The sequence below is a fragment of the Rhodosalinus sediminis genome (assembly GCF_003385555.1).
GTDB lineage: Bacteria > Pseudomonadota > Alphaproteobacteria > Rhodobacterales > Rhodobacteraceae > Rhodosalinus > Rhodosalinus sediminis.
Genome location: NZ_QOHR01000009.1, coordinates 1 through 25,811 on the forward strand (window position 1 = coordinate 1; position 25,811 = coordinate 25,811).

The window sequence follows — 25,811 nt, forward strand, 5'->3', positions numbered from 1 at the left end:
GCAGGACGCGGCCGCGGCGCCCGCCCCGCGTGCCGGTCTCGCGAAGGTCCGCCCGCGCGCGGCCGCGCCCCGCCGGCCCCGGCGCGGACACGGGGCCCGGGCCGGCCACGCCGGCGGCGTCACGTCCGTGCGTGCTGGTCAACTCCATGCGCCCCCTGCCTCCGCGGCAGGTGGTAGCCAAGGCCCGCTCCACGGTCAACGCAGGCTCAGATGGCGAGGCCCTCCAGCGCGGCGCGCGCCGCGGCGTCCAGCGCCACGGGCTGCCCGCTCGCCGCGCCCACCTGCACCTGCGCGAAGAACCCCTCGGCGAAGGCGATCGCCTCGTCGTTGCGGAACAGCCCGATCTCCGTCGTCCAGGAACTCCGCCCGAGCCGGCCGAGGCGGAGGCCCGCGTGGATCGTGTCGGGAAAGCCCGCCTCGGCGTGATAGCGGCAGCCGCTCTCGACCACGAGGAGCTTCGCCTCGGTCCCCGTCAGGTCGAAACAGCCGGCCTCCATCTGCCAGAGCGTCACCGCCGTATCGAAGAGCGCATAGTGCACGATGTTGTTGAGATGCCCGTAGGCGTCGTTGTCGGCCCAGCGCGTGGGCAGCGTGCGGAAGGCGGCGTAATCGGCGCGCGCGCCGGGCGGGGTGCGGTCGGGCATGAGCGTCTCCCTCGTCTGCGGGGGGCGAGCGTGGCCCGCCCGGCGCGCCTTGGCAAGGCCGGTTGACGCGGCCGCACCGGGGGCGGACAAGACGGCGGGCAACCAAGGGAGGAGCGGATGCAGATCGGACAGGAGACGGTGGCGGCGGTCACGGGCGGCGCCTCGGGCCTCGGCGGCGCGGTGGCGCGGATGCTCGCGGAGCAGGGCGCGCGCGTGGCGATCCTCGACATGGACGCCGGCAAGGGGCAGGCCATGGCCGAGGAGACCGGCGGCCTCTTCCACCAGACCGACGTGAGCGACCCCGAGAGCGTCTCGGCCGCGCTCGACGCGGTGGAGGCCGGGCTCGGCACGCCGCGCGTCTGCGTCAACTGCGCGGGCATCGGCCCGGCGGCCAAGACGGTCTCGAAGGGCGCGCCGCACGACGCGGCGCTCTTCGCCAAGGTGATCGCGGTGAACCAGCTCGGCACCTTCCACACGGCGAGCCAGGCGGCGGCGCGCATGGCCGCGCTGGAGCCCGCGGGCGACGACGGCGAGCGCGGCGTGATCGTAAACACCGCCTCCGTCGCCGCCTACGAGGGCCAGATCGGACAGGTGGCCTACGCCGCTTCCAAGGGCGGCGTGGTGGGCATGACGCTGCCCATGGCGCGCGATCTCTCGGGCCTCGGCATCCGCGTCTGCACGATCGCGCCGGGGCTCTTCCGCACGCCGCTCCTGGAGGGGCTGCCGCAGGACGTGCAGGACAGCCTCGGGGCGCAGGTGCCCTTCCCCTCGCGGCTCGGCGCGCCCGAGGAGTTCGCGCAGCTCGCCCGGCACATCGTGGAGAACCGGATGCTGAACGGCGAGGTGATCCGCCTCGACGGCGCGATCCGGATGGCGCCGCGCTGACCCGGCGGGCGCTCATCGGTCCCTCCGGTCCCTCTTCGCGACCCCCGCGCGCGGCGCGCCCGGAGCGCGCGACCGCGCGGCGCGTCGCTTGCGCCGCCCGCGGCCCTGCGCCATCCTGCCCGTGAGGGGAGACCCGATGCGCAAGTTCCTCGTCGTGCTCGACGACAGCCGCGAATGCCTCAACGCCATGCGCTTCGCCGCCATGCGCGCGGCGCGCTCCGGCGGCGGGGTCTCCGTGCTCGCCGTGATCCCGCCGGACGAGTTCCAGCACTGGATCGGCGTCGGCGAGGTCATGCGCGAGGAATCGCGCGAGCGCATCCACGCCCATTACGAGGTCTTCGCCAAATGGATGCGCGACCGCCAGAAGGTCGAACCCGAGCTCGTCATCCGCGAGGGCGAGGTGGTGCCGGAGATCCTCGCGCAGCTGAAGGAGGACGCGGAGGTGGGCGTCCTCGTGCTCGGCGCCGCCTCCGGCTCGAAGGGGCCGGGGCCGCTGGTGACGCAGCTCACGCGCAGCGCCGGGACGCTGCCGGTGCCGATCACCGTGGTGCCGGGCGACCTCTCCAAGGAGCGGCTCGAGGCGATCACCTGACGCCGCCCGCGATGTTTAGAACGGTTCCAAGTCTTGACGCCCGTGCCGGCGGAGCGCATATCCCCAGTCAGCAGAAAGGGCCGTCCATGTTCATTCAGACCGAACCCACGCCGAACCCCGCGACGCTGAAGTTCCTGCCGGGACAGACCGTGCTGGAGACCGGCACGGCGGATTTCCCCTCGGCCGAGGGCGCGGAGGTCTCGCCGCTCGCCGCCCGCATCTTCGGGGTCGAGGGCGTGCGCGCGGTCTTCTTCGGGACGGATTTCGTCACCGTCACCAAGGACGACGCGGTCGAGTGGGACCACATCAAGCCCGCGATCCTCGGCGCGATCATGGACCACTACCAGTCCGGGCAGCCGGTCATGGCCGGGCAGGCCTCCGCCGCCTCGGGCCACGCCGAGCACGACGGCGAGGACGGCGAGATCGTCGGCCAGATCAAGGAGCTTCTCGACAGCCGCGTGCGCCCGGCCGTCGCGCAGGACGGGGGCGACATCACCTTCCACGGCTTCGAGCGCGGCGTCGTCTACCTGCACATGCAGGGCGCCTGCGCGGGCTGCCCGTCCTCGACGCTGACGCTCAAGATGGGGATCGAGAACCTGCTGCGCCACTACATCCCCGAAGTGACCGAGGTGCGCCCTGTCGGCGTCTGATCCGCTCGTCCTCGGCTTCGACACGTCGGCCGCGCATTGCGCGGCCGCTTTGCTGTCGGGCGAGCGATGCCTCGCCGCGCGAGCCGAGGAGATGGGGCGCGGACAGGCCGAGCGCCTGATGCCGATGCTCGAGGCGCTGCTCGCCGAGGCGGGCGCGCGCTGGTCCGATCTGGCTCGCATCGGCGTCGGCACCGGCCCGGGCAATTTCACCGGGCTGCGCATCGCGGTGGCCGCGGCGCGTGGCCTCGCGCTCGGCCTCGGGGTGCCGGCGGTGGGCGTGTCGACCTTCGCGGTGATCCATGCCCGCACGCCGGGGCCGCACCTCGCCGTCGTCCCGGCGCCGCAGGGCCGGCTCTACGCCGCCGCGCCCGGCGCCGCTCCGGCGCTCATGGAGGCAGAGGCCGCCGCGGCGCGACGGCTGCCCCTCGCGCACGCGCCGGAGCCGGCCGCGCTCGCTGAAGGCGTCGCGCGCGCGGCGGCCGCGCAGCGCGGGCCGGTCGAGCCCCCCGCGCCGCTCTACATCCGCCCGCCCGACGCCGCACCCGCGCGCGAGGCGCCGCCCGTGATCTTCGATGACGCCTGAGGCGCTCGCCGCGCTCCACGCCCGCGCCTTCGCCCCCGCCCGCGGCTGGCGTGCGGCCGAGTTCGCCGCGCTCCTCGAGAGCCCGCATGTCTTCGCCGTCGGCGACACGCGCGCCGTCGCGCTGGGCCGAGTCGCGGCCGGCGAGGCCGAGCTCCTGACCCTCGCCACGGACCCGGACCACCGCCGCGGCGGCCGCGCGCGCGCCTGCCTCGCCGCCTTCGCGGCCGAGGCCCGCGCGCGCGGCGCGACCGAGGCCTTACTCGAGGTGGCGGCGGACAACGCGGCGGCGCGCGCGCTCTACGCGGCCGACGGCTGGACCGAAACCGGCCGCCGCCCCGGCTACTACCCGCGAGGGGAACACCCCCCGGTCGACGCCCTCCTGCTCACGCGCCGGATCACCTGACACGCCGCCATCCAGCGGTGCGCGACCGAGGTGCCGCGTCCAAGCCGCTGCCGCGACGCACACGCCCGGCTGCACGCGGTACGTCCCTGTCGGCTGGTCCGACGCTGACGGCCGGCGCGGTGCCGGCGAGGGGCGCTGCCCCTCGCGCTCCCCGGAGTATTTTCGCCAAGATGATGGGAGGTTACGTGTCCATCATCTTGGCCCAAATACTCTCGGGGGGTGAATTGGCCGAAGGCCAAGAGGGGGGCGGACAGCCCCCCTCGACCGGGCCGCGGCGCGCGCTGCGCCGCGGCAACTTGTCAAGCGCGGGGGGCGGACGCTAGGTAGGGACATGATGATCTACCTGCCCATCGCCGAGGTGTCGGTGAACGCCTTCGTCCTTCTCGGGCTCGGCGGGCTGGTGGGCGTGCTCTCGGGGATGTTCGGGGTCGGCGGCGGTTTCCTGATGACGCCGTTGCTCTTCTTCATCGGGATCCCGCCGGCGGTCGCGGTGGCCACCGAGGCCAACCAGATCGTCGCCTCCTCCTTCTCGGGCGTGCTCGCCCATCTCAGGCGCAAGACGGTGGATCTGCGCATGGGGGGCGTCCTGCTCGTGGGCGGGTTGATCGGGGCGGCGCTCGGCGTCTGGATCTTCAACGTGCTCAAGGCGCAGGGGCAGGTGGATCTCCTGGTGCGTCTCTCCTACGTCGTCTTCCTCGGCGTGGTGGGCGCGCTGATGTTCGTCGAGAGCCTGCGCGCGCTGCTGCGGGCGCGGCGGCCGGCCGCCACGGCGCCCGCGCGGCGGGCGAAGCATCGCGGCTGGGTGCATGTCCTGCCCTTCAAGATGCGGTTCCGCACCTCGGGGCTCTACATCTCCGTCATCCCGCCGGTGCTCGTCGGCGTCGCCGTCGGCGTCCTCGCGGCGATCATGGGGGTGGGCGGCGGCTTCATCATGGTGCCGGCGATGATCTATCTGCTCGGCATGCCGACGAAGGTGGTGGTGGGCACCTCGCTCTTCCAGATCATCTTCGTCACCGCCTTCACCACGCTCCTGCACGCGACGACGAATTACACCGTGGACATGATCCTCGCGGTGTTGCTGCTGATCGGGGGCGTGATCGGGGCGCAGGTGGGCGCGCAGATCGGCACGCGCCTCGGGGCGGAGCAGCTGCGCATCCTGCTCGCGGTCATGGTGCTCGCGGTCTGCGGCAAGCTCGCCGCCGATCTCCTGTTCCAGCCGGCCGAGCTCTACTCGCTCGGCGACAGCGGCGGGGGGCATTGATGCGCTGGCTGGCGCTGGCGCTCCTCGCGCTCGCGGCACCGCTCCGGGCGGAGGAGGTGGTGCTCGGCCTCTCGCGCGAACAGGTCTCGATCACCACGGACTTCGAAGGCTCCGAGATCCTGATCTTCGGCGCCGTCAAGCGCGAGGCGCCGATCCGCGCCGACCCGCCGCTCGAAGTGGTGATCACCGTCGCCGGGCCGAGCCGCCCGGTCACCGTGCGCCGCAAGGAGCGCGTCGCGGGCATCTGGGTGAACACCGAGGCGGTGGAGATCGACCGCGCGCCGAGTTTCTACGCGGTCGCCACCAGCGGGCCGCTCGACGAGGTGCTCGACGACACCGAGGACCTGCGCCACGGCATCTCCATCCCGCGCGCCATCCGCTCGGTCGGCGCGCCGCCGGAGGTGGCGAATGCGGCGGCCTTCACCGACGCGCTGATCCGCATCCGCGAGCGCGCCGGGCTCTACGTGGCCGCCGAAGGCGCGGTGGAGGTGACCGAGCAGACGCTCTTTTCCACCGCGATCGACATGCCCGCCAATCTGACCGAGGGCGACTACGACACGCGCATCTTCCTCACGCGCGAGGGCCAAGTGGTGGCGGAGTTCGCCACCGAGATCGGCGTGCGCAAGGTGGGGCTGGAGCGGTTTCTCTTCACGCTTTCGCGCGAGCGACCGCTGGTTTACGGGCTCCTGTCGCTCGCCATCGCCATCGCCGCGGGCTGGGGCGCCTCGGCCGCCTTCCGCGCGCTGCGCCCGGGCTGAGCCGCGCGGCTCAGCGCACCGGGTTCTGCGCGCCCGCGAAGAACATCAGCCGCCCGTCGGAATCGTAGATCGGGCGGATGCGCAGGCGGTTGACGAAGGGCGTGCCGTCCTTGCGGTAGTTCAGGATGTCGATGGTGAAGCGCGTCTGCGCGCGCAGCGCCTGCCGGATCGCCTCGATCGCGTGGGGGTCGGTGTGCGGCCCCTGCAGGAAGCGGCAGTTGCGGCCCACGGCCTCCTCGGCGGAATAGCCGGTCTGGCGCTCGAATTCCTCGCTGACGTAGACCATCGGGTTGTCGGGCTGCGACGGGTCGGAAAAGACGACGCTCATCTCCACTTCGTCGTCTTCCAGAAGCGCGGAGAAATCGTCGCCGAAGGCGGTTCGCACGGGAGGGTGTCCTTTCGTCGTGTCGGTCTCAGGCGGGGGCGGGCGCGGGCATCCCGAGCCCGAGGATCTCGCGCGCCTCGCGCCAGGTGGCGACGGGGCGCTCGTGGCGCGCGCAGAGCTCGGCCGCGCGGCGCACCAGCGCGGCGTTCGAGGGCGCGAGCCGCTCGCGGTCGAGGCGGATGTTGTCCTCGAGCCCCGTGCGCGTGTGCCCGCCCGCTGCGATCGCCCATTCGTTCAGCTCGATCTGGTGGCGCCCGATGCCGGCGGCGCACCACTCCGCGTCCAGGGCGAGGCGGCGCAGCGTGCGCACGTAGTAGTCGAAGACGTCGCGATCCGCGGGCATCGCGTTCTTCACGCCCATCACGAACTGCACGTAGAGCCGGCCCGGGATGCGCCCGTCGGCGTTCATCTCGGCGCCCTTGAAGATGTGGGAGAGATCGAAGGCCTCGATCTCGGGCTTGACGTGGCAGGCGCGCATCTCGGCGGCGAGCCAGTCCACGAGGTCGGGCGGGTTCTCGTAGACGCGGGCGGGGAAGTTGTTCGACCCCACCGAGAGCGAGGCCATGTCCGGCGCGAGCGCCAGCATGCCGCCCCGTTCCCGGCCCGCGCCCGAGCGCCCGCCGGTCGAGACCTGGAAGATCATGCCGGGGCAGTGCCGCTCGACGCCCTCCTTCAGGCGGGCGAATTTCTCCAGGTCGGCGCTCGGGCTCTCGTCGTCGTTGCGCACATGCGCGTGGCAGATCGTGGCGCCGGCCTCGAAGGCTTCGTGCGTCGATTCGATCTGCTCGTCGACGGTGATCGGCACCGCCGGGTTGTCCGCCTTGCGGGGCAGCGATCCGGTGATCGCGACGCAGATGATGCAGGGTTTCGTCATGTCAGATCTCGAGGAAGACCGTCTCGTGCTCGCCCTGAAGATGGATGTCGAAGCGGTAGACGACCGCGCCGTCGCGATCCTCGCGCCGGGCCATCAGCGTGTCGCGGCGGTGCGTCTGGTCGATGAGGCCGAGCACAGGGTCGTCGCGGTTCGCCTCCCCCTCGTCGGAGAAGTAGAGCCGCGTCGCGAGCCCGAGGTTGATGCCGCGCGCCACGATCCAGAGGTTGACGTGCGGCGCCTGCAGCGCGCCGTCGGGGCCGGGCACCGGGCCGGGCTTGACCGTCTCGAAGGTCCAGATCCCCGTCTCGAAATCCGTGCAGGCGCGCCCCCAGCCGCGGAAGCCGGGCGCCGCCTCCGCATGGCGCGGGTCTTCGGGGTGCGGGTAGATGCCCGCGGCGTCGGCCTGCCACGCCTCGATCACCGCGTCGCGGACCGGCGCGCCGGTCCCGTCGAGGACCATGCCCTCGACGGTGATGCGCTCGCCCGGCGCCTCGGGCCCGGCGATATCCTGCCCGAGGTCCCCCATGGCGCCCGAGAGCCCCGCCACCGACGGCGCGAGCCCGATGTGCACGTAGGGCCCCGCGGTCTGCGACGGCGTCTCCTTCAGGTAGGGCAGCGGCGGCGGCATGGCTCAGGTCCCTTCCGGCCGGGTCTCGAAGAAGGTCGCGCGGCGCCCCCGGAGCACGATGTCGAAGCGGTAGGCGAGGCAGTCGAAGGGGATCGCCGCGTTCATGTCGAGCCGCGCCACCAGCCGGTCGACCGCCTCAGGATCGGGGATCGCGTTGACGATCGGGCAGCGCGGGATCAGCGGGTCGCCCTCGAAATACATCTGCGTGACGAGCCTCTGCGCCCAGCCCGTGCCGAAGACAGAGAAATGGATATGCGCCGGGCGCCAGTCGTTGCCGCCGTTGCGCCACGGGTAGGCGCCGGGCTTGATCGTGCGGAAATGGTAACGGCCCTCGGCGTCCGTCAGCGCCCGCCCGCAGCCGCCGAAGTTCGGGTCGAGGGCCGCGAGATAGCCGTCGTTGCGGTGGCGGTAGCGCCCGCCGGCGTTCGCCTGCCAGATCTCGACGAGCGTGTTCGGCACCGGCCGCGCCTCCTCGTCGAGGACGCGCCCGTGCACGACGATGCGCTCGCCCACCGGCTCCCCGTCCCGCGCGTGGTTCAGGATCAGGTCGCGGTCGATCGCGGCCACGTCGTCGGGGCGAAAGACCGGGCCGGTGATCTCGCTCCGCGTCTGCCCGATCGAGAGCGCCGGCCAGCGCGGGCTCCGCGCGACGGAACTCCGGTAAGCCGGCGCCAGCGCCGGCGGATGCCACTGCCGGTCGCGCGCGAAGAAGGGACCGTCCCGGCGCGTCATGGCTCGACCCCCATCTCGGCGTAGGTGCGCCGGACGACGCCGATCGCGTGGTTGGCGCGCGGCACGCCGGCGTAGATCGCCACGTGCAGCATCGCCTCCATCACCTCCTCGGGCGTGGCGCCGGTGTTCGCGGTGGCGCGGACATGCATCGCCACCTCTTCGTCCGAGCCCTGCGCGGCCAGCAGCGCAAGGGTGATCAGCGAGCGGTCGCGCAGGCTCAGCCCCGCGCGCGACCAGACGTGGCCCCAGGCCGCCTCGGTGATCATCTCCTGGAACGGCGCGTCGAAGGCCGTCGTCCGCGCCTCGGCCCGGTCGACATGCGCGTCGCCCAGCACGCGGCGCCGCGTCGCCATGCCCTCGTCGCGGCGGTCGCTCATACACGCGCCTCCGGCTCGGAATGCGCCCAGTCCCAGTACATCTCGCGCACCCGGCGCGTGACCGGCCCCACTTGGTAGGCGCGCTCGTCGAAGGCGGTGACCGGGGTCACCTTGTTCATGTTGCCGGACATGAAGACCTCGTCGGCGGCGCGGAAATCCTCGAAGGTCAGGACGGTCTCGTGCACGGTCACGCCCTCGGCGCGCAGGTTGGCGATGTGGCGCGCGCGGGTGATCCCGGCGAGGAAGGTGCCGTTGGCGACCGGCGTGAAGACCTCGCCGTCGCGGACCATGAAGACGTTGGCCGTCGCCGTCTCCGCAACGTTGCCGAGCGCGTCGGCCACGAGCGCGTTGCCGAAGCCCTTGGCGCGCGCCTCGGCGAGCATCCGCGCGTTGTTCGGATAGAGACAGCCCGCCTTGGCGTTGACCACCGCGTCCTCGAGCACGGGCCGGCGGAAGCGCGTCGTCGTCAGCGTCGTCGCGACCTCCGGCGGGGCCATCGGGATCTCCTCGAGCGAGACGCAGAAGCCCGTCGCGCCCGGTTTCGGCATGACGCCCAGATCGCCCCCCTCCAGCGCCCAGTACATCGGCCGGATATAGACCGCCGCGTCCGCCGGGTAGCGCCGCAGCCCCGCGCGCACGATCTCGACCATCTCGTCGGCGTCCACCGTGGGCTCGATCATCAGCGCCTCGGCCGAGCGGTTCACGCGCGCGCAATGCGCGCGCAGGTCCGGCGCGATCCCCTGCGCGTAACGCGCCCCGTCGAAGACGGTCGTGCCCAGCCACGCGCCGTGATCGCCCGCGCGCATGACCATCGCGTCACCGTCGTGCCAGGCGCCCTCGAAAAAGGTGCGCAGGTTCTTGCCGGTCGCCATGCCCGCGATCCCCCTCGTTGCGTCGCCGCCGGAGCCTAGGCCCGCCCCGCGCCGAGGTCCAGACGGGAATCCCGGCGCCGAAGCGGAGCGGCCTCGCGGCCGCGCGTGCGCCCTTGGGGCGAGGGGCGCTGCCCCTCGCGCTCCCCGGAGTATTTGGACCAAGATGATGGGATGGGCCGGCCCATCATCTTGGCGAAAATACTCTCGGGGGGTGAATTGGCCGAAGGCCAAGAGGGGGGCGGACAGCCCCCCTGTCTCGCCGGATCAGGCGCCCACCATGCCCACGATCTCGTAGGTGCGCTTCAGGATCGGCGCGGCGATCGCCCGCGCTCGCTCGGTGCCGCGGTCGAGGATGGCGTCGATCTCGCCGGGCGCTTCCATCAGCCGCGCCATCTCCGCCGAGACCGGCGCGAGGGTTTCCACCGCGAGCTCCGCGAGCGCCGGCTTGAAGGCGGAGAACTGCTTGCCGCCGTGCTCGGCGAGCACCTGCTCGACCTCCATCTCCGCGAGGGCGGCGTAGATGTTGACGAGGTTACGCGCCTCGGCCCGCTCGGCGAGCCCGGCGTGGTCGGAGGGCAGCGGCTCGGGGTCGGTGCGCGCCTTGCGGATCTTCTGCGCGATGGTGTCGGCGTCGTCGGTCATGTTGATACGGCTCATGTCCGAGGGGTCGGACTTCGACATCTTCCTCGTGCCGTCGCGCAGGCTCATCACGCGAGTCGCCGCGCCCTCGATCACCGACTCGGTCAGCGGGAAGAACTCCACCCCGTAGTCGTGGTTGAACTTCGCCGCGATGTCGCGCGTCAGCTCGAGGTGCTGGGTCTGGTCCTCGCCCACGGGGACGTGGGTGGCGTGATAGACGAGGATGTCGGCGGCCATCAGCGCCGGGTAGGCGAAGAGGCCGAGGCTCGCCTCTTCCTGGTTCTTGCCGGCCTTGTCCTTCCATTGCGTCATGCGCTTCATCCAGCCCATGCGCGCGACGCAGTTGAAGATCCAGGCGAGCTGCGCGTGCTCGGGCACGCGGCTCTGGTTGAAGAGGATCGAGCGCTCCGGGTCGATGCCGGCGGCGATGAAGCCCGCGCAGAGCTCGCGCGTGGCGTGGGAGAGCTTCGCGGGATCCTGCCAGACGGTGATCGCGTGCAGATCGACCATGCAGTAGATCGTCTCGAGACCCTGCTCCTGCATCTCCACGAAGCGCTTGATCGCGCCGAGGTAGTTGCCGAGCGTGAGCCCGCCCGAGGGCTGGACGCCCGAGAAGACGCGCGGCGTGAAGCCGGCGAGGGGGTCGGCCTGGGACATGCGCCGCAAACTCCGTCTGGTCTTCGGAACGCGGCTCGCTTACCCACGGGGGCCGAGAGCGTCAAGCGAGCGAGGCGAGGTCATGTCCCAGGAGAGCGATCCGGCCCCGGTGAACCCGCTGCCGCCGGTTGTGGCGGCGCTGTTCATCGTGATCCTCGCGGTCGAGGCGGCGTTTTCCCTCGGCGCGCAGGGGCTCCTCGGCGGGCCGGGGGCCGTGGGCTGGCGCGCGGCGGCGATCGAGAGCTACGCCATGAACGGCGCGATCCTCGGCTGGATGGCGGAGACCGGGCGCTGGCCGCTCGAGCATCTGATGCGCCTCGTGACCTATCAGTTCGTGCACGGCAGTTTCACCCATGCGCTCTTCGCGGGGGTGATGCTGCTCGCCCTGGGCAAGATGGTGGGCGAGGTCTTCGGCGCGCTCGCCACGCTGTCGGTCTTCGTCGTGCCGGGCATCGCGGGCGCGGCGGTCTTCGGGCTCGCGCTGCCGGAGCCCGGCTGGCTCGTCGGGGCGTTTCCGGGGGTCTACGGGCTGATCGGGGCCTTCACCTATCTGCTCTGGGTGCGGCTCGGCGCGATGGGCGAGAACCAGGCGCGCGCCTTCATGCTGATCGGCGTACTGATGGGCATTCAGCTGATCTTCGGCGCGCTCTTCGGCGGGCGGCCGGACTGGGTGGCTGACGTCGCGGGCTTCGCCACCGGCTTCGTGATGTCGGTCTTCGTGAGCCCCGGCGGCTGGACGCGCCTGCGCGCGCGGCTGCGCCACGACTGAGCCTCAGCCGCCGCGCCGCAGCGTGGCGCGCAGCTCCGCGAGGCGCAGCGCGCCGAGGACCTGCGCCGCGGCGAGATAGACCGCCGCGCCGCCCCCCACCAGCGCGAGGAGCGCGAGCCAGCGCCAGCCGCCCATGGCGAGGGCCGGGCCGAGCAGCAGCTCGAGCCCCATGAGCGCCGCGCCCATGACGGCGGAGGCGGCGAGGATGCGCCAGACGCGGCCGCGGAAGCGGTCGTCGAAGCGCGCCACCGGGCCGAGCCGCCGCCCGCCCACGGCCAGCATCGCGGCGAGGGCCCAGCCCGCGGCGGTGGTCGCGATCGCGGCGGCGATCCAGCCCACGAGCGGCGCGAGGCCCACGGCGAGCACCGCGTTCACGATCATCGCCCAAACGGCGTAGCGGAAGGGCGTGCGCGTGTCCTCGCGCGCGAAGAAGAGCGGCTGTAGGATCTTCTGCAGGACGAAGGCCGGAAGGCCGAGCCCGTAGATCGCCACCGCCACGGCGATCGCCGCGCTGTCGTCGGCCGTCGCCTGCCCGCGTTCGAAGAGGACCGAGACGAGCGGCAGCGGGATCAGCACCAGCGCCACCGCGCAGGGAACGGTGAGCGCGAGCGCGATCTCGCCCGCGCGGGAGAAGGCCTCGCGCCCGCCCGCGTCGTCCCCGGCGCGCAGCCGCCGCGAGAGATCGGGCAGGAGCACGATGCCGACCGCGATGCCCACCACCCCGAGGGGCAGCTGGTAGAGCCGGTCGGCGGCGTAGAGCCAGCCCACCGCGCGGTCGAAATAGCTCGCCACCTGCTGGCCGACGAGCAGGTTGACCTGCACCACGCCCCCGGCGAGCGCGGCCGGCACCGCGATGCGCACGAGCCGGCGCAGCTCGGGCGAGAGGCGCGGGCGCTGGAGGCGCATGGAAAAGCCCGCCCGCCGCGCCGCCATGCCCACCAGCGCGAGCTGCGCCACGCCGGCCACCGGGATCGCCCAGACGAGCGCGCGCGCGACGTCGCCGCCCATGAGATGCGCGCCCGCGATCGCGCCGATCAGCAGGACGTTCAGCAGGACCGGCGCAGCGGCGGCGGCGGCGAAGCGGCCGGTGGCGTTCAGCACGCCCGAGAGGAGCGCGGCGAGCGAGATGAAGAGGATGTAGGGAAAGGCGATGCGCGCGAATTCGACCGAGAGGTCGAATTCCTCGCCCCCCGCGAAGCCGCTCGCCATGGCGTAGATGAGCCACGGCATGGCGATCTGCGCGAGAAGCGTGAGCGCGAGAAGCACCGCGGCGAGGCCCGCGAAGGCCTCCCGCGCGAAGGCCTCGGCGTCCTCGCCGCCCTCGAGCTTCTTCGAGAACATCGGCACGAAGGCGGTGTTGAAGGCGCCCTCGGCGAAGAAGCGGCGGAACATGTTGGGCAGGCGGAAGGCGACGACATAGGCCTCGTAGAGCGGCCCCGTGCCGAGCAGCGCGAGGATCGCCGCGTCCCGCGCGAAGCCGAGCACGCGGCTCGCCAGCGTCCAGACGCCGACCGTCAGCACCCCCGCCATCAGCCGGATGGGCTTCATCGCGGGCGTGCGCCCGGCGTGATGGCCGCCGCCCGTGCGGCGGCCCGGGGCAGGGGGGCCGTCGGCCCCCCTCTTGGCCTCGCGGCCAATTCACCCCCCGAGAGTATTTGGGCCAAGATGATGGCACGGGGCCGGGTCATCCCTCGGCCCTCGCCGCGCCGGCCTCGATCGCGCTGCGCAGCCGGGCCTCGAGCGCGCGCTGCTTGGTGGCGGAGTGGTATTTGAGGCCGAACATGTCCTTGACGTAGAAGCTGTCCACGGCCTGTTCGCCGTAGGTGGCGATCACCGCCGAGGCGATGTTGACATGCGCGTCGGCGAGCGCGCGCGTCAGGTCGTAGAGAAGGCCGGGGCGGTCGCGGGTGTCCACCTCGATGATGGTGTAGATGTCCGAGCCGTCGTTGTCGAAGGTGATCGAGGTCGGCACGCGGAAGGCGCGCTCGCGCTTCTTGAGCTTGTCCTTGGGGCGGATCGCCTCGCGCGGGATGACCTCGCCCTTGAGGGTCTTCTCGATGGTCTCGGAGAGCCGCGGCAGGCGCTCGCGCTCGAAGGGGGCGCCCTCGGCGTCCTGCACCCAGAAGACCGCCGTGGCGTAGCCGTCCCGCGAGGTATAGGTGCGCGCGTCGACCACGTTGGCGCCGGCGAGGGCGAGCGCGCCGGCGAGGCGCGAGAAGATGCCGGGGTGATCGGCGAGGGCGAAGCAGATGCGGGTGGCGTCGCGATCCTCGTCGGGGTGGGGATCGATGCGGACATCCTCCGGGCCGATGTCGCGCAGGAGCCGCGCGAAGACCTCGTGCGCGGTGACGTGCAGCCCCTGCCAGTAGGCGGGGTAGTGGCGCCCGAGCTCGCGCCGGACGGCGGCCGCGTCCCAGTCGTCGAGGCGCGCGCGCAGCGCCTTCTTCGCCTCGGCCTCGCGGTTCTCGCGGGTGACCGCCTCGAGGCCGCCCTCGAGGGCGCGCCGCGTCTGGCGGTAGAGCGCGCGGATCAGCGCGGCCTTCCAGTTGTTCCAGGTGCCCGGGCCCACGCCGCGGATGTCGCAGACGGTGAGCACCGTGAGCAGGTCGAGCCGCTCGGTCGTGCGCACCGCCTTGGCGAAGTCGCGCACCGTGCGCGGGTCGGCGATGTCGCGCTTCTGCGCCATGTCGGACATCAGCAGGTGATGGCGCACCAGCCATTCCACCGTCTCGGCCTCGCCCTTCTTCAGGCCGAGGCGCGGCGCCACGCGGCGCGCGATCCGGGCGCCGAGGATCGAGTGATCCTCCTCGCGGCCCTTGCCGATGTCGTGCAGGAGAAGCGCGACGTAGAGCACGCGGCGGTTCACGCCCTCCTGCAGGATGCCGGAGGCGACGGGCAGGCTCTCCTCGAGCTCGCCGCGCTCGATCCGGGCGAGCTGCCCGATGCACTGGATGGTGTGTTCGTCCACCGTGTAGTGGTGGTACATGTTGAACTGCATCATCGCCACGACCGGCGCGAACTCGGGCAGGAGGGCGGCGAGCGCGCCGAGCTCGTTCATGCGCCGCAGCGCGCGCTCCGGGTTGCCGTGCTTCAGGAGCAGGTCGAGGAAGATGCGGCTCCCCTCGCGGCTGCGCCGCACCTCCTCGTCGATGAGGTGGAGATTGGCGCGCACGAGGCGCATGGCGTCGGGGTGGATCAGCAGTCCCGTCCTGAGCCCCTCCTCGAAGAGGCGCAGCAGGTTGAGCTTGTCGGCGAGGAACGCCGCCTCGTCGGCCACGGCGAGCCGGCCGTTGAGCACCGTGTAGCCCTTGCGCACGCGGGGCTTGCGGCGGAAGAGCCGCTCGAGCAGGGGCGCGCCCTTGCGGTGCTCGGCCTCGAGCGCGGTCAGGAAGATGCGCGTCAGGTCGCCGACCGCGGTGGCGTGCAGGAAATAGGCCTGCATGAAATGCTCGACGCCGCGCCGCGCGCGGCTGTCGCGGTAGCCCATCGCCGCGGCCACCTCGACCTGCATGTCGAAGCTCAGCTGCTCCACCGCGCGCCCGGCGATCAGGTGCAGGTGGCAGCGCACCGCCCAGAGGAAGGCCTCGGCTCGGCGGAAGCGGTCGTGTTCCTCGGCGGTGAAGACGCCGAGCTCGACGAGCGCCTCGGCGGTATCGACGTGGTGGACGTATTTCGCGATCCAGTAGAGCGACTGCAGGTCGCGCAGCCCGCCCTTGCCCTCCTTGACGTTGGGCTCGACCATGTAGCGCGCGCCGCGCTTGGCGTGGCGCGCGTCGCGCTCCTCGAGCTTGGCCTCGATGAAGGCGCGCTCGGAGCCCTCGAAGAGCTCGGCGCGCAGCCGCGCGTCGAGCTCGGCCGAGAGCGCGGCGTTGCCGCAGAGGTGGCGCTGCTCGAGAAGGGCGGTGCGGATCGTCATGTCCTCGCCGCCGAGGCGCAGGCAGTCCTTCACCGTGCGCGAGGCGTGGCCCACCTTCAGCTTCAGGTCCCAGAGCATGTAGAGCATCGACTCGGTCACGCTCTCGGCCCAGGCGGTGATCTTCCAGGGCGACAGGAAGAGCAGGTCCACGTCGGAATGCGGCGCCATCTCGCCGCGGCCGTAGCCGCCCACGGCGAGGATCGCGATGCGCTCGCCCTCCGTCGGGTTGGGGCAGGGGTGGAGCCGCTCGGTCGCCACCGTCCAGACCGCCTCGACGAGCCGGTCGGTGAGCCAGGCGTAGGCGCGCACGGTGGCGCGCGCCTCGAAGGGGCGGGCGCGGAAGGCCTCGGCGATGGCGGCGTTACCGGCCTCGCGCGCGGCGCGCAGGAGGCGCACCGCCTCGAGCCGCAGCGCGCCGCCGTCGGGCGCGGCCTGCGCCGCCGCCTCGAGGTCACGGGCGAAGCCGGCCGCGTCGAAGATCTCCTCCGGCGGGCGGATCAGGCCGGCGTCGTCCCCGGCCGGGGCGGCGAGAGCCGGATCAGAATCCGGCACCGGGGAAGCGCCTCGGCGCCGGGTCGAGGATCGTCACCTCGCCGTCGCGGATGGTGGCCACGGCGAGGGCGCGCTCGCTGGTGCCGTCGGGGCGCAGGCGGAAGGCGCCGCCTGTGCCCTGAAAGCCCGCGGGCTGCGTGAGCGCGCGGCGCGTCAGCGCGTCGCCGCCGCGCTGGGCCGCCAGCGCGCCGATCGCCGCGATGCCGTCGTAGGCGAGCCCGGCGAGCGGATGCGGCGGGTTGCCGTAGGTCTCGGCGTAGCGGGCCGCAAAGGCGCTCGTCGTGCCGGTGGCGGGCGTGGCGAACCAGCCGCCCTGCAGCCCGGGCAGGTTGCGCGTCTGCGCCGGCACGTCCCACCGGGCGAGCCCGATGTACTGCGTCTCGGCCGGGTCGAGGCCGCGCTCGGGCAGGAGTTGCGCCAGCAGCGGCAGCGCGCCCGCCGAGGTCGAGGTGAGGAAGACCGAATCGGCGCCGCTCTCCTCGACGGCGGCGACGACGCGGCCCGCGGCCTCCACCGCGCCGTCCTCGGTGAAGGGGAAGGCCACGACCTCGGCGACGCGGATCCCGTGCCGGGCCGCCGCCGTCTGAATCGCGGTGCGGCCGAGGCGGCCCTCCACGTTGTCGGGATGCACGATCACGACCGCGCGGCGCCCCTCCCGCGCGGCGTAGGCGGCGAGCCGGTCGGCCGTCGTCTCGAAGGTGCGGCCGAGCACGAAGAGATTGCCGCCGGCGATCGTGGTGTTGTTCGAGAAGCTGAGGACGTTCACGCCGTCGTCGGCCACCTCCACCGCGGCGGCGTTCGCGGCCTCGGCGAAGAGCGGGCCGAGGATGATCCCGGCGCCCGCGTCCGCCGCGCGCTGCGCGGCCGCGGCGGCGCCGGCCTCCGTTCCGGCGGTGTCGTAGACGCGCAGGTCCACGGCGACCTCGCCCAAGTCGGACACGGCCAGCCGCGCGGCGTTCTCGAGATCGCGGGCCACGCCGCTCGCGTCCTCCGCGCTGCGCGGCAGGAGCAGCGCCACCGGGACGGCGCGCCCCGTGTCGACCGATCCACCGCCGCGCGGCATGTCCGGCAGGCGCACGGCCGCGGGGTCGCAGGCGGCGAGCGCCCCCACGAGGCAGAGCGCCCCGACCGCGCGGGCGAGCTTGCGGGGCAGGGCGAAAACGGCGAACATGCGATCTCCCTCGGTCGCGGCCGGACGTGCGGCGTGTCGGCCGCCGGCCATTGGGCGAGCTCCAGAATACCCACGAGACGAGGCGGGTCCAGTGCCGAATTCCGACGATGCCACGCTTTCACCGGGGCTTTACCTCGTCTCGGTGCCGATCGGCAACGCCCGCGACATCACGCTGCGCGCGCTCGACGTGCTGCGCGACGCCGAGGTGCTCGCCGCGGAGGACACGCGCAGCCTGCGCCGGCTGTTGCAGATCCACGGCGTGCCGCTCGCCGGGCGGCGGGTGCTCGCCTATCACGATCACAACGGCCCGGCGATGCGGCCGAAGCTCCTTGCCGCGCTGGCCGAGGGGCGGTCGGTGGCCTACGCGGCCGAGGCGGGGACGCCGCTTCTGGCCGATCCGGGCTATGCGCTGGTGCAGGCCGCCGCCGCCGACGGGCACGCGGTGACCGCGGTGCCCGGAGCCTCGGCGCTTCTCGCGGCGCTCGCGGTGGGCGGGCTGCCGACGGATGCCGTGCATTTCGCGGGGTTCCTGCCTTCGGCGGCGGGGCCGCGGCGCCGCGCGCTCGAGGGGCTGCGCGGCGTGCCCGGCACGCTCGCGCTCTACGAATCGCCGCGCCGGCTCGCGGCGACGCTCGCCGCGGCGGCCGAGACGCTCGGGCCCGACCGCCCCGCCGCCGTCTGCCGCGAGCTCACCAAGCGCTTCGAGACCGTGCGCCGCGGCACGCTGGGCGAGCTGGCGGAGGCCGTCGCCGCCGAAGCCACGCCGAAAGGCGAGATCGTGCTCCTGATCGGCGCCGGGGATTCGGAAAGTATTAGCGAATCGGATGTAGACAGCTTGTTGGGGCAGGCGCTGCGCGGGGGCTCGCTGCGCGACGCGGCGGCGGAGGTCGCGGCGGCGACGGGCCTGCCGCGGCGCAAGGTCTACCAGATGGCGCTCGCCCGGGCGCGGCAGGAGGGTGCGGATGACGACGGCGACGATCGAGACGGCGACGATTGATCATGTCGGGGCAAGGGCGCCGGCGGGCGGGCGACGCGCGCGGCGCGGGCGGACCGCCTATCTCTCGGGGCAGGCGGCGGAGGAGAGCGTGGCGCGCCACTACGCCCGCGCCGGGCGGCAGGTCGCCGCGCGCCGTTGGCGCGGCGCGGCGGGCGAGATCGATCTCGTCGTGCGCGAGGGCGCGCGCCTCGTGTTCGTGGAGGTGAAGGCGGCGGCGAGTTTCGACGCCGCGGCGGCACGCCTCGGCCGGCGCCAGATGGATCGCCTCTGCACTGCGGCGGAGGAATTCGCGGGCGGCGAGCCCATGGGCCTCCTCTCGGAGATGCGCTTCGACCTGGCGCTCGTGGACCGCCGCGGCGAGGTCCGCGTGATCGAGAACGCCTTCGGCCTCGACTGGTGAGGCGTGCGCGCCGATTGCGCCCGCGGCGGGGCTGCGCCATGAAGGGCGCGCTCACCGCGGGAGATGCCCCATGAAGGTCGCCATTCAGATGGATCCGATCGGCGCGATCGACATCGACGCCGACACCACCTTTCGCCTCGCCGAGGAGGCGCAGGCGCGCGGGCATGAGCTCTTCTACTACACGCCGGACCACCTCGCCTACGAGGAGGGGCGGATAACCGCGCGGGGCCGGCCGCTGCGCGTCCGCCGCGTGGCTGGCGATCATGCCGAGCTGGGGGAAGAGGCGCATGTCGACCTCGCGTCTTTCGACGTCGTCTGGCTCCGGCAGGACCCGCCCTTCGACATGCACTACATCACCACCACGCATCTCCTGCAGCGCCTCGCGGAGACGACGCTGGTGGTCAACGATCCCTTCTGGGTGCGCAATTTCCCCGAGAAGCTCCTCGTCCTCGATTTTCCCGACCTCACGCCGCCGACCACCATCGCCCGCGATCTGGAGACGATCCGCGCCTTCAAGGCGCGCCACGGCGACGTCATCCTGAAGCCGCTCTACGGCAACGGCGGCGCCGGGGTCTTCCGGCTCGACGCCAATGACCGCAACCTCTCGGCCCTGCACGAGCTCTTCACCGGCTTCTCGCGCGAGCCGCTCATCGTGCAGAAGTTCCTGCCGGCCGTGGGGCAGGGCGACAAGCGCGTGATCCTCGTGGACGGCGCCCCCGTCGGCGCGATCAACCGGGTGCCCGCGGCGGGCGAGACGCGCTCGAACATGCACGTAGGCGGCCGGGCCGAGCCTGCGGCGCTCACCGACCGCGACCGGGAGATCTGCGACCGGATCGGCCCGCGCCTGCGCGAGACGGGGCAGCTCTTCGTCGGCATCGACGTGATCGGCGATTACCTCACGGAGATCAACGTCACCTCCCCCACCGGCCTGCAGGAGCTCGAGCGGTTCGACGGCGCCAACGTCGCCGCGCGCGTCTGGGAGGCGATCGAGGCGCGGCGCGCCGGGCGATGAGCCGGCGCCTCGCGCTCGCCAATCTGGCGCTGCGCGCTCTCGTCAAACCCGCGCTCGCGCGCACCGCCACGCCCGAGCGGGCGCGGCGCGACTTCGAGCGCATTGCGCCGCTCTTCCGCGCGCCGCCCCACCTGCGCGAGATCCGGCGCGACGGCGCGCCGCCGCTCGTCTGGCTCTCGGCGGGGCCGGTCGCGGCCGGCCGCGCGATCCTCTGGTTCCACGGCGGCGCCTACGTCGCGGGCAGCCCGCGCACCCACCGCGGGATGCTCGGCCGCCTCTCGGCCGAGGCGGGAGTCGAGGTCTGCGCGCCGGACTACCGCCTCGCCCCCGCGGGGCCCTTCCCGGCCGCCTACGAGGACGCCGAGGCCGCGTGGTCCCGCCTGCGCGCGATCGGCTACCGCCCCGGCGACATCGTGCTCGGCGGGGACAGCGCCGGCGGCGGGCTGGCGCTCGCGCTCCTCTCCGCGCGCCTTCAAGCCGGCGAGCGGCCCGCGGCCGCCGTCGTCTTTTCGCCCTGGATCGATCTCACGCTCTCGGGCGCCTCGCTCGTCGAGAACGCGCGCGCCGATCCCCTCCTGCCCGTCAGCCGCATCGAGGAGGTCGCGCACCTTGTCGCGCCGGAGGCGGATCGCCGGGACCCGCGCCTCTCGCCCCTTTTCGCGCCCTTTCCCGCGCCGCCGCCCGTCCTCATTCAGGTGAGCCGCGGCGAGATCCTGCGCGACGACGCGCAGCGTATGGCAACGACGCTGCGCGGCGCGGGCGGGCGCGTGACGCTCGACCTCTGGCAGGACGCACCCCACGTCTGGCAGATCCTCGACGGCTGGCTGCCGGAGGCGCGCGACGCGCTTCGCCGCGCGGGCGGGTTCCTTCAGAGCGCCTTCGCCGAGACGAGGCGGTAGCTCACCGCTTCGGCGACATGCGGGCGGCGCACCGTCCCGGCCCCGTCGAGATCGGCGATGGTGCGCGCGACGCGCAGCACCCGGTGATAGCCCCGCGCCGAGAGACCGATGCGCTCGGCCACGCGGGTCAGCACCTCGCGCCCCTCGGCGTCGGGCGTCGCGGCCTCCTCGAGCGTAGCGCCGTCGGCGTCGGCGTTCTGGCGCACCGCGGGGTGGCCGGCGAAGCGCGCCGCCTGCGCCGCGCGGGCCTCTGCCACGCGCGCGGCGACCGCCGCCGAGCTTTCGCCGGAGGCCGGCAGGTCGAGATCGGCGAAGGCGACGGGCGGCACCTCCACCCGCAGGTCGAAGCGGTCCATCAGCGGCCCGGAGATGCGGCCGAGGTAATCCTCCCCGCAGCCGGGCGCGCGGGCGCAGGCGCGCGCGGCGTCGGAGAGATACCCGCAGCGGCAGGGATTCGCCGCGGCGAGCAGCAGGAAACGGCAGGGGTAGCGCACATGCGCGTTGGCGCGCGCGACCATCACCTCGCCCGTCTCGATCGGCTGGCGCAGCGTCTCGAGCACCGCGCGCGGAAACTCGGGCAGCTCGTCGAGGAAGAGAACGCCGTTGTGCGCGAGGCTGATCTCGCCCGGCTTCGCGCCTTTGCCGCCGCCGACGATCGCGGCCATCGAGGCGGTGTGATGCGGCTCGCGGAAGGGGCGGGTGCGGCTGATGCCCCCTTCGTCGAGGAGCCCGGCGAGCGAATGGATCATCGAGGTCTCGAGCGCCTCGGCCGGGGTGAGTGGCGGCAGGAGCCCCGGCATCCGCGCGGCGAGCATCGACTTGCCCGAGCCCGGCGTGCCCACCATCAGCAGGTGATGCCGGCCGGCCGCCGCGATCTCGAGCGCGCGCTTGGCGCGTTCCTGTCCCTTCACGTCGTTGAGGTCGCGGGCGGAGGCGTCGCCGGTCACCTCGCCCGGCTCGGCCGGCGCGATGGGCGCCTGCCCGGTGAAATGCCGCACCACGTCGCCGAGGCCGCCGGCGCCGATCACCTGCGTGTCGCCGACCCAGGCCGCCTCCGACGCGGAGGCGCGCGGGCAGAGAAGCGCGCGCCCGGCTTCCGCCGCGGCCATGGCGGCGGGCAGCGCGCCGACGACCGGTGCGAGCGTGCCGTCGAGCGAGAGCTCGCCGAGCGCGACGGTCGTCTCGGCCGCGTCGGCGGGCAGGATCTCGAGCGCGGCGAGCAGGGCGAGCGCGATCGGCAGGTCGAAATGCGAGCCCTCCTTCGGCAGGTCGGCGGGGGCGAGGTTCACGGTGATCCGCTTCGAGGGCAGCGCGATGGAAAGCGCGGTGAGCGCGCCGCGCACACGGTCGCGCGCCTCGCTCACCGCCTTGTCCGGCAGGCCGACGATGGAAAAGCCCGGTGTGCCCGGCGTGACGGCGCATTGCACCTCGACGGTGCGGGCCTCCACCCCCTCGAAGGCCACGGTATAGGCGCGTGCGACCATCCGGCCCCCGGCAGAAACGACCGCGCCCGACTAGCGCGCGGATGGTTCACGAAGGGTTAACGGGACCGCCGGCGCGCGCGCTGACGAAACCGTGATCGACGCCGCGCGCGTCAATCCCGCGTCAAGGAAATCACGCCATACAAGGGCCACGACGGGCTGGTTCGGCGATGGACAGGCGCGACCGGGTGCGACAGGCTGTCCGCCGGGGCGGATCGAGTGATCCGGAACTCGCCGGGCGCCGTATCGTTTACAAAGGCGCCATCGGGGCGCCGGCAGAGACAGCGGAGAGATCATGGCCCTCGATTCGCAGACCGATACCAGCCTGTCGCGCCACGCCATGAAGGCGGAGCTCCTCGATGCCGAGACCGAGCTGGCGCTCGCCTACGCCTGGCGCGATCACCGCGACGAGGCGGCGCTGCACCGTCTCATCAACGCCTACATGCGCCTCGCCATCTCCATGGCCGCGAAGTTCAAGCGCTACGGCGCGCCGATGAACGACCTCATCCAGGAGGCGGGCCTCGGACTGATGAAGGCGGCGGACAAGTTCGACCCCGACCGCGGCGTGCGCTTCTCGACCTACGCGGTCTGGTGGATCAAGGCCTCGATCCAGGATTACGTGATGCGCAACTGGTCGATGGTGCGCACCGGCTCGACCTCCAGCCAGAAGTCGCTCTTCTTCAACATGCGCCGCGTGCAGGCCCGGCTCGAGCGGGAGGCGTCGCAGCAGGGGGTGGAGCTCGACCGCCACCAGCTGCATCAGATGATCTCGACCGAGGTGGGCGTGCCGCTCGCCGACGTGGAGATGATGGAGGGCCGGCTCTCGGGCTCCGATTTCTCGCTCAATGCCACGCAATCGGCCGAGGACGAGGGCCGCGAGTGGATCGAGACGCTCGAGGACGAGGGGGCGCAGGCCTCCGACCTGGTCGAGCGCGACCACGACATGGACCAGCTGCGCCAGTGGCTGGTCGAGGCGCTGAACGTCCTCAACGAGCGCGAGCGCTTCATCGTGCGCGAGCGCAAGCTGCGCGAGGAGCCGCGCACGCTCGAAAGCCTCGGCGACGAGCTCGGCCTGTCGAAGGAGCGCGTGCGCCAGCTCGAGGCCGCCGCCTTCCAGAAGATGCGCCGCACGCTCGAGACGCAGTCGCGCGAGGTGCACGCGCTGCTCGCATGAGGACCGTCCTGATCGCCCTCGCCGCGGCCGTGCTCGCGGCCGCCCCCGCCGCGGCGGAGCGGATCGACGCCGCCCGGCTCGCCGCCCTGCCGGAGGCGGACATCGTGATCCTCGGCGAGGTGCACGACAACCCGCACCATCACGAGAACCAGGCGGCGGCCGTCGAGGCGCTCGCGCCCGCCGCGCTGGTCTTCGAGATGCTGACCGAGGCGCAGGCGGCCCGCGCCATGCCGAAGCTGATGACCGAGCCGGAGGCGCTGGGCGAAGCGCTCGGCTGGGCGGAGAGCGGCTGGCCCGACTTCGCCCTCTACGCGCCGATCTTCGCCGCCGCGCCCGAGGCGCGGGTCTACGGCGCCGCCGTGCCGCGCGCGGAGCTCCGCGACGTCGTGCACGGCGAGGGGGCGTTGCCCGATGACGCCGCGCGCTGGGGCCTCGATCAGCCCTTGCCCGAGGCGCAGCAGGACCAGCGCGAAGCGATGCAGGCCGAGGCGCATTGCAACGCCATGCCCGAGGAGATGATGCCCGGCATGGTGCGCGCCCAGCGGGTGCGCGACGCCGCGCTCGCCCGCGCCGCGCTCGCGGCGCTCGAGAAGACGGGCGGCCCCGTCGCGGTCATCACCGGCAACGGCCACGCGCGCACGGACTGGGGCGTGCCGTCGAAACTCGCCCGCGCCGCGCCGGAGGTTTCGGTCCTCTCCATCGGCCAGCTCGAGAGCGCGGCGGAGGACGGCGCGCCCTACGACCTATGGCTCGTCACGCCGGAGGCCGAGCGCCCCGATCCCTGCGCGGCCTTCCGGAGTTGAGCATCCGCCGCCAGCGCCGCTGGCGGTGGGCGTAGAACCCCCGCGCGGCGAGGGCGATGAGCGGCGTGAGCGCGCCCGCCTCGATCTCCACCGTGTCGGTGTAGCGGGTGCCGTCGCCGTCCGGCGCGATCTCGATCACGTGATCCCAGCGGCGCACCAGCGCCCCGTGCCCCTCGTCGCGGAGCTGCCGGAGCGGCGGCGGCACGTCGGGAAAGCTCACCCGGATCTCCTGCCATCCGAGCGGCAGGCCGAGCGGCCCGCGCAGCCGCACGCGCCAGGCGCCGGCGCGCCAGCGCCGGGGCAGCGGGCGGCCCTCGGGCTCGAACCGCAGGAGCGGCGCCGCGACATGGTGAAGCGTCGCGGTCTGCATGGCGAATTCCCACACGTCCTCCGGCGCGGCCGGGAGATGCGTGCTGCGCGCGATCGAGCGGTGCGACATTGTTCTGTCCGTGGTCCGGGGCTAGGTAGGGCGGCGTGGCAGGAGACGGACGATGCTGGCGAGCAGGCGAATCCTCTTGATCATCGGCGGCGGCATCGCCGCGTTCAAGACGTTGGACCTCATCCGGCGCCTGCGCGACCGGGGGGCGAGCGTCACGCCGGTGATGACCCGCGCGGCGGAGGAGTTCGTCACGCCGCTCTCGGTCTCCGCCCTCGCGGGGGAGAAGGTCTATCGCGCGCTCTTCGACCTCACCGACGAGGCCGAGATGGGCCACATTCAGCTCTCGCGGGTGGCCGACCTGATCGTGGTGGCGCCGGCGACGGCCGACCTGATGGCGAAGATGGCGCAGGGGCATGCCGACGACCTCGCCTCGACGCTGCTCCTGGCCACGGACACGCCGGTGCTGCTCGCGCCGGCGATGAACGTGCGGATGTGGGCGCATCCCGCGACCCGGCGCAACGCGGCGCGGCTGCGCGACGACGGGCTGCGCCTCGTCGGCCCGGACGAGGGCGACATGGCCTGCGGCGAATACGGCCCCGGCCGCATGGCCGAGCCGGGCGACATCCTCGCCGCGATCGAGGCGGCGCTGGGCGAGGGGCCGCTCTCGGGGCGGCGGATCGTGGTCACCTCCGGGCCGACGCACGAGCCGATCGACCCGGTGCGCTACATCGCCAACCGCTCCTCCGGCGCGCAGGGCACGGCGCTCGCGCGGGCGCTCGCCGCGCTCGGCGCGCATGTCGTCTTCGTCACCGGCCCCGCCGCCGTGCCGCCGCCTGAGGGCGTGGAGGTCGTGCCGGTCGAGACCGCCGGCGAGATGGCCGCCGCGGTGGAGGCCGCGCTGCCGGCCGACGCGGCCGTCTGCGCCGCGGCGGTGGCCGACTGGCGGGTCGAGGGCGCGAGCGCGCAGAAGATGAAGAAGACGCCGGGCGGCGAGACGCCGCGCCTCGCCTTCACCGAGACGCCGGACATCCTCGCCCGCCTCGCCGGGCGCGAGACGGGGCGCCCGCCGCTCGTCGTGGGCTTCGCTGCCGAGACGGAAGACGTCGTCGCCAACGCGACGGCGAAGCGCGCGCGCAAGGGCTGCGACTGGATCGTGGCGAACGATGTCTCGCCCGCCTCCGGCGTCATGGGCGGCGCCGAGAACGCGGTGACCCTCGTCACGACCGAGGGCGCCGAGACATGGCCGCGCCTGCCCAAGGCCGAGGTCGCCGAGCGGCTCGCCGCGCGGATCGCGGAGGCGCTGACTTGACCGTCGCCG

At 73.2% G+C, this 25,811-nt stretch carries 28 protein-coding genes; 15 read left to right on the forward strand and 13 right to left on the reverse strand.

The window, feature by feature from the left end:
• Positions 1-206: 206 nt before the first annotated feature.
• On the reverse strand, positions 207-644 hold the full coding sequence (locus DRV84_RS08435; RefSeq protein ID WP_115979447.1) for an acyl-CoA thioesterase: 438 nt from the start codon (positions 642-644) through the stop codon (positions 207-209).
• Between the two features lie 117 nt (positions 645-761).
• Between DRV84_RS08435 and DRV84_RS08440 the strand changes: the two genes are divergently transcribed.
• The 7 genes from DRV84_RS08440 (at position 762) to DRV84_RS08470 (ending at position 5,776) form a co-directional block, all read left to right on the forward strand.
• On the forward strand, positions 762-1,529 hold the full coding sequence (locus DRV84_RS08440; protein WP_115979448.1) for an SDR family NAD(P)-dependent oxidoreductase: 768 nt from the start codon (positions 762-764) through the stop codon (positions 1,527-1,529).
• 136 nt (positions 1,530-1,665) lie between these two features.
• Positions 1,666-2,121, forward strand: a complete 456-nt coding sequence (locus tag DRV84_RS08445; RefSeq protein WP_115979449.1) for a universal stress protein — start codon at positions 1,666-1,668, stop codon at positions 2,119-2,121.
• A gap of 86 nt (positions 2,122-2,207) precedes the next feature.
• Positions 2,208-2,771, forward strand: coding sequence for a NifU family protein (locus tag DRV84_RS08450; RefSeq protein WP_115979450.1), 564 nt, complete (start codon positions 2,208-2,210; stop codon positions 2,769-2,771).
• Positions 2,758-3,354 carry a tRNA (adenosine(37)-N6)-threonylcarbamoyltransferase complex dimerization subunit type 1 TsaB gene (gene tsaB / locus DRV84_RS08455; RefSeq protein WP_115979451.1) on the forward strand — a complete coding sequence of 199 codons (597 nt, stop codon included), beginning with the start codon at positions 2,758-2,760 and terminating at the stop codon, positions 3,352-3,354. The genes DRV84_RS08450 and tsaB overlap by 14 nt, the downstream gene beginning before the upstream one ends.
• Positions 3,344-3,757: a GNAT family N-acetyltransferase gene (locus tag DRV84_RS08460; RefSeq protein WP_115979452.1), complete on the forward strand. Its 414-nt coding sequence runs from the start codon at positions 3,344-3,346 to the stop codon at positions 3,755-3,757. Before tsaB ends, DRV84_RS08460 begins: the two co-directional genes overlap by 11 nt.
• Positions 3,758-4,088: 331 nt before the next feature.
• Positions 4,089-5,018, forward strand: a complete 930-nt coding sequence (locus tag DRV84_RS08465; RefSeq protein WP_115979453.1) for a sulfite exporter TauE/SafE family protein — start codon at positions 4,089-4,091, stop codon at positions 5,016-5,018.
• Positions 5,018-5,776 (forward strand): TIGR02186 family protein, encoded by a 759-nt coding sequence (locus tag DRV84_RS08470; RefSeq protein WP_115979454.1) that lies wholly within the window; start codon positions 5,018-5,020, stop codon positions 5,774-5,776. Before DRV84_RS08465 ends, DRV84_RS08470 begins: the two co-directional genes overlap by 1 nt.
• Positions 5,777-5,786: 10 nt before the next feature.
• Here DRV84_RS08470 and DRV84_RS08475 read toward each other — a convergent pair whose 3' ends face one another.
• The 7 genes from DRV84_RS08475 to trpS form a co-directional block, all read right to left on the reverse strand.
• Positions 5,787-6,161: a PAS domain-containing protein gene (locus DRV84_RS08475; protein WP_239995032.1), complete on the reverse strand. Its 375-nt coding sequence runs from the start codon at positions 6,159-6,161 to the stop codon at positions 5,787-5,789.
• A 28-nt stretch (positions 6,162-6,189) separates the two neighbouring features.
• Positions 6,190-7,035: a 3-oxoadipate:acetyl-CoA acetyltransferase gene (locus DRV84_RS08480; protein ID WP_115979455.1), complete on the reverse strand. Its 846-nt coding sequence runs from the start codon at positions 7,033-7,035 to the stop codon at positions 6,190-6,192.
• 1 nt (position 7,036) lies between these two features.
• Positions 7,037-7,663, reverse strand: a complete 627-nt coding sequence (gene pcaG / locus DRV84_RS08485; RefSeq protein WP_115979456.1) for a protocatechuate 3,4-dioxygenase subunit alpha — start codon at positions 7,661-7,663, stop codon at positions 7,037-7,039.
• A 3-nt stretch (positions 7,664-7,666) separates the two neighbouring features.
• Positions 7,667-8,395, reverse strand: coding sequence for a protocatechuate 3,4-dioxygenase subunit beta (pcaH, locus tag DRV84_RS08490; RefSeq protein WP_115979457.1), 729 nt, complete (start codon positions 8,393-8,395; stop codon positions 7,667-7,669).
• On the reverse strand, positions 8,392-8,772 hold the full coding sequence (gene pcaC, locus DRV84_RS08495; RefSeq protein ID WP_115979458.1) for a 4-carboxymuconolactone decarboxylase: 381 nt from the start codon (positions 8,770-8,772) through the stop codon (positions 8,392-8,394). The genes pcaH and pcaC overlap by 4 nt, the downstream gene beginning before the upstream one ends.
• Positions 8,769-9,644, reverse strand: a complete 876-nt coding sequence (locus DRV84_RS08500; RefSeq protein WP_115979459.1) for a branched-chain amino acid aminotransferase — start codon at positions 9,642-9,644, stop codon at positions 8,769-8,771. The genes pcaC and DRV84_RS08500 overlap by 4 nt, the downstream gene beginning before the upstream one ends.
• 264 nt (positions 9,645-9,908) lie before the next feature.
• Positions 9,909-10,940 (reverse strand): tryptophan--tRNA ligase, encoded by a 1,032-nt coding sequence (gene trpS / locus DRV84_RS08505; RefSeq protein ID WP_192881408.1) that lies wholly within the window; start codon positions 10,938-10,940, stop codon positions 9,909-9,911.
• An 82-nt stretch (positions 10,941-11,022) separates the two neighbouring features.
• Between trpS and DRV84_RS08510 the strand changes: the two genes are divergently transcribed.
• Entirely contained in the window at positions 11,023-11,709 is a 687-nt protein-coding gene (locus DRV84_RS08510) for a rhomboid family intramembrane serine protease (RefSeq protein ID WP_115979461.1), read from the forward strand.
• Between the two features lie 3 nt (positions 11,710-11,712).
• Here the strand turns inward: DRV84_RS08510 and murJ are convergent, their stop codons facing one another.
• The 3 genes from murJ to DRV84_RS08525 all read right to left on the reverse strand — a co-directional run bounded on the left by murJ (position 11,713) and on the right by DRV84_RS08525 (position 17,348).
• Complete coding sequence (gene murJ / locus DRV84_RS08515) at positions 11,713-13,257, reverse strand: murein biosynthesis integral membrane protein MurJ (protein ID WP_115979462.1); 1,545 nt, start codon at positions 13,255-13,257, stop codon at positions 11,713-11,715.
• A gap of 136 nt (positions 13,258-13,393) precedes the next feature.
• Entirely contained in the window at positions 13,394-16,177 is a 2,784-nt protein-coding gene (locus DRV84_RS08520) for a [protein-PII] uridylyltransferase (RefSeq protein ID WP_115979463.1), read from the reverse strand.
• Complete coding sequence (locus tag DRV84_RS08525; RefSeq protein WP_115979464.1) at positions 16,164-17,348, reverse strand: penicillin-binding protein activator; 1,185 nt, start codon at positions 17,346-17,348, stop codon at positions 16,164-16,166. Before DRV84_RS08525 ends, DRV84_RS08520 begins: the two co-directional genes overlap by 14 nt.
• Positions 17,349-17,439: 91 nt before the next feature.
• Between DRV84_RS08525 and rsmI the strand changes: the two genes are divergently transcribed.
• The 4 genes from rsmI (at position 17,440) to DRV84_RS08545 (ending at position 20,656) form a co-directional block, all read left to right on the forward strand.
• Entirely contained in the window at positions 17,440-18,345 is a 906-nt protein-coding gene (gene rsmI, locus DRV84_RS08530) for a 16S rRNA (cytidine(1402)-2'-O)-methyltransferase (protein WP_239995033.1), read from the forward strand.
• On the forward strand, positions 18,311-18,745 hold the full coding sequence (locus DRV84_RS08535) for a YraN family protein (protein ID WP_115979466.1): 435 nt from the start codon (positions 18,311-18,313) through the stop codon (positions 18,743-18,745). Before rsmI ends, DRV84_RS08535 begins: the two co-directional genes overlap by 35 nt.
• A gap of 70 nt (positions 18,746-18,815) precedes the next feature.
• Complete coding sequence (gene gshB / locus DRV84_RS08540; RefSeq protein WP_115979467.1) at positions 18,816-19,757, forward strand: glutathione synthase; 942 nt, start codon at positions 18,816-18,818, stop codon at positions 19,755-19,757.
• Positions 19,754-20,656, forward strand: a complete 903-nt coding sequence (locus DRV84_RS08545) for an alpha/beta hydrolase fold domain-containing protein (protein WP_115979468.1) — start codon at positions 19,754-19,756, stop codon at positions 20,654-20,656. The genes gshB and DRV84_RS08545 overlap by 4 nt, the downstream gene beginning before the upstream one ends.
• Here the strand turns inward: DRV84_RS08545 and DRV84_RS08550 are convergent.
• Positions 20,626-22,140 carry a YifB family Mg chelatase-like AAA ATPase gene (locus DRV84_RS08550; RefSeq protein ID WP_115979469.1) on the reverse strand — a complete coding sequence of 505 codons (1,515 nt, stop codon included), beginning with the start codon at positions 22,138-22,140 and terminating at the stop codon, positions 20,626-20,628. The two genes, DRV84_RS08545 and DRV84_RS08550, sit on opposite strands and share 31 nt — an antisense overlap.
• A gap of 292 nt (positions 22,141-22,432) precedes the next feature.
• On the opposite strand from DRV84_RS08550, the gene DRV84_RS08555 reads away from it, so the two are divergent.
• Together DRV84_RS08555 and DRV84_RS08560 are read left to right on the forward strand one after the other, a co-directional pair.
• Positions 22,433-23,311, forward strand: a complete 879-nt coding sequence (locus tag DRV84_RS08555) for an RNA polymerase factor sigma-32 (protein WP_115979470.1) — start codon at positions 22,433-22,435, stop codon at positions 23,309-23,311.
• Positions 23,308-24,114, forward strand: coding sequence for a ChaN family lipoprotein (locus tag DRV84_RS08560; protein WP_115979471.1), 807 nt, complete (start codon positions 23,308-23,310; stop codon positions 24,112-24,114). The genes DRV84_RS08555 and DRV84_RS08560 overlap by 4 nt, the downstream gene beginning before the upstream one ends.
• Here the strand turns inward: DRV84_RS08560 and DRV84_RS08565 are convergent.
• Positions 24,065-24,553 carry an SRPBCC family protein gene (locus DRV84_RS08565; RefSeq protein WP_115979472.1) on the reverse strand — a complete coding sequence of 163 codons (489 nt, stop codon included), beginning with the start codon at positions 24,551-24,553 and terminating at the stop codon, positions 24,065-24,067. The two genes, DRV84_RS08560 and DRV84_RS08565, sit on opposite strands and share 50 nt — an antisense overlap.
• A gap of 52 nt (positions 24,554-24,605) precedes the next feature.
• Between DRV84_RS08565 and coaBC the strand changes: the two genes are divergently transcribed.
• Positions 24,606-25,802: a bifunctional phosphopantothenoylcysteine decarboxylase/phosphopantothenate--cysteine ligase CoaBC gene (gene coaBC / locus DRV84_RS08570; RefSeq protein ID WP_115979473.1), complete on the forward strand. Its 1,197-nt coding sequence runs from the start codon at positions 24,606-24,608 to the stop codon at positions 25,800-25,802.
• Positions 25,803-25,811 lie beyond the last annotated feature (9 nt).

What these genes read in the sequence shown, in the direction of transcription:
- DRV84_RS08465 (WP_115979453.1), top strand. Translation starts at nt 4,089, where the DNA reads ATGATGATCTACCTGCCCATCGCCGAGGTGTCGGTGAACGCCTTCGTC.
- DRV84_RS08445 (WP_115979449.1), top strand. Translation starts at nt 1,666, where the DNA reads ATGCGCAAGTTCCTCGTCGTGCTCGACGACAGCCGCGAATGCCTCAAC.
- DRV84_RS08555 (WP_115979470.1), top strand. Translation starts at nt 22,433, where the DNA reads ATGGCCCTCGATTCGCAGACCGATACCAGCCTGTCGCGCCACGCCATG.
- DRV84_RS08525 (WP_115979464.1), bottom strand. Translation starts at nt 17,348, where the DNA reads ATGTTCGCCGTTTTCGCCCTGCCCCGCAAGCTCGCCCGCGCGGTCGGG.
- DRV84_RS08550 (WP_115979469.1), bottom strand. Translation starts at nt 22,140, where the DNA reads ATGGTCGCACGCGCCTATACCGTGGCCTTCGAGGGGGTGGAGGCCCGC.
- DRV84_RS08535 (WP_115979466.1), top strand. Translation starts at nt 18,311, where the DNA reads ATGACGACGGCGACGATCGAGACGGCGACGATTGATCATGTCGGGGCA.
- DRV84_RS08460 (WP_115979452.1), top strand. Translation starts at nt 3,344, where the DNA reads ATGACGCCTGAGGCGCTCGCCGCGCTCCACGCCCGCGCCTTCGCCCCC.
- pcaG (WP_115979456.1), bottom strand. Translation starts at nt 7,663, where the DNA reads ATGCCGCCGCCGCTGCCCTACCTGAAGGAGACGCCGTCGCAGACCGCG.
- DRV84_RS08565 (WP_115979472.1), bottom strand. Translation starts at nt 24,553, where the DNA reads ATGTCGCACCGCTCGATCGCGCGCAGCACGCATCTCCCGGCCGCGCCG.
- DRV84_RS08480 (WP_115979455.1), bottom strand. Translation starts at nt 7,035, where the DNA reads ATGACGAAACCCTGCATCATCTGCGTCGCGATCACCGGATCGCTGCCC.
- trpS (WP_192881408.1), bottom strand. Translation starts at nt 10,940, where the DNA reads ATGTCCCAGGCCGACCCCCTCGCCGGCTTCACGCCGCGCGTCTTCTCG.
- DRV84_RS08510 (WP_115979461.1), top strand. Translation starts at nt 11,023, where the DNA reads ATGTCCCAGGAGAGCGATCCGGCCCCGGTGAACCCGCTGCCGCCGGTT.
- DRV84_RS08500 (WP_115979459.1), bottom strand. Translation starts at nt 9,644, where the DNA reads ATGGCGACCGGCAAGAACCTGCGCACCTTTTTCGAGGGCGCCTGGCAC.
- DRV84_RS08560 (WP_115979471.1), top strand. Translation starts at nt 23,308, where the DNA reads ATGAGGACCGTCCTGATCGCCCTCGCCGCGGCCGTGCTCGCGGCCGCC.
- pcaH (WP_115979457.1), bottom strand. Translation starts at nt 8,395, where the DNA reads ATGACGCGCCGGGACGGTCCCTTCTTCGCGCGCGACCGGCAGTGGCAT.
- gshB (WP_115979467.1), top strand. Translation starts at nt 18,816, where the DNA reads ATGAAGGTCGCCATTCAGATGGATCCGATCGGCGCGATCGACATCGAC.
- DRV84_RS08450 (WP_115979450.1), top strand. Translation starts at nt 2,208, where the DNA reads ATGTTCATTCAGACCGAACCCACGCCGAACCCCGCGACGCTGAAGTTC.
- DRV84_RS08435 (WP_115979447.1), bottom strand. Translation starts at nt 644, where the DNA reads ATGCCCGACCGCACCCCGCCCGGCGCGCGCGCCGATTACGCCGCCTTC.
- pcaC (WP_115979458.1), bottom strand. Translation starts at nt 8,772, where the DNA reads ATGAGCGACCGCCGCGACGAGGGCATGGCGACGCGGCGCCGCGTGCTG.
- DRV84_RS08470 (WP_115979454.1), top strand. Translation starts at nt 5,018, where the DNA reads ATGCGCTGGCTGGCGCTGGCGCTCCTCGCGCTCGCGGCACCGCTCCGG.
- DRV84_RS08545 (WP_115979468.1), top strand. Translation starts at nt 19,754, where the DNA reads ATGAGCCGGCGCCTCGCGCTCGCCAATCTGGCGCTGCGCGCTCTCGTC.
- coaBC (WP_115979473.1), top strand. Translation starts at nt 24,606, where the DNA reads ATGCTGGCGAGCAGGCGAATCCTCTTGATCATCGGCGGCGGCATCGCC.
- DRV84_RS08440 (WP_115979448.1), top strand. Translation starts at nt 762, where the DNA reads ATGCAGATCGGACAGGAGACGGTGGCGGCGGTCACGGGCGGCGCCTCG.
- murJ (WP_115979462.1), bottom strand. Translation starts at nt 13,257, where the DNA reads ATGAAGCCCATCCGGCTGATGGCGGGGGTGCTGACGGTCGGCGTCTGG.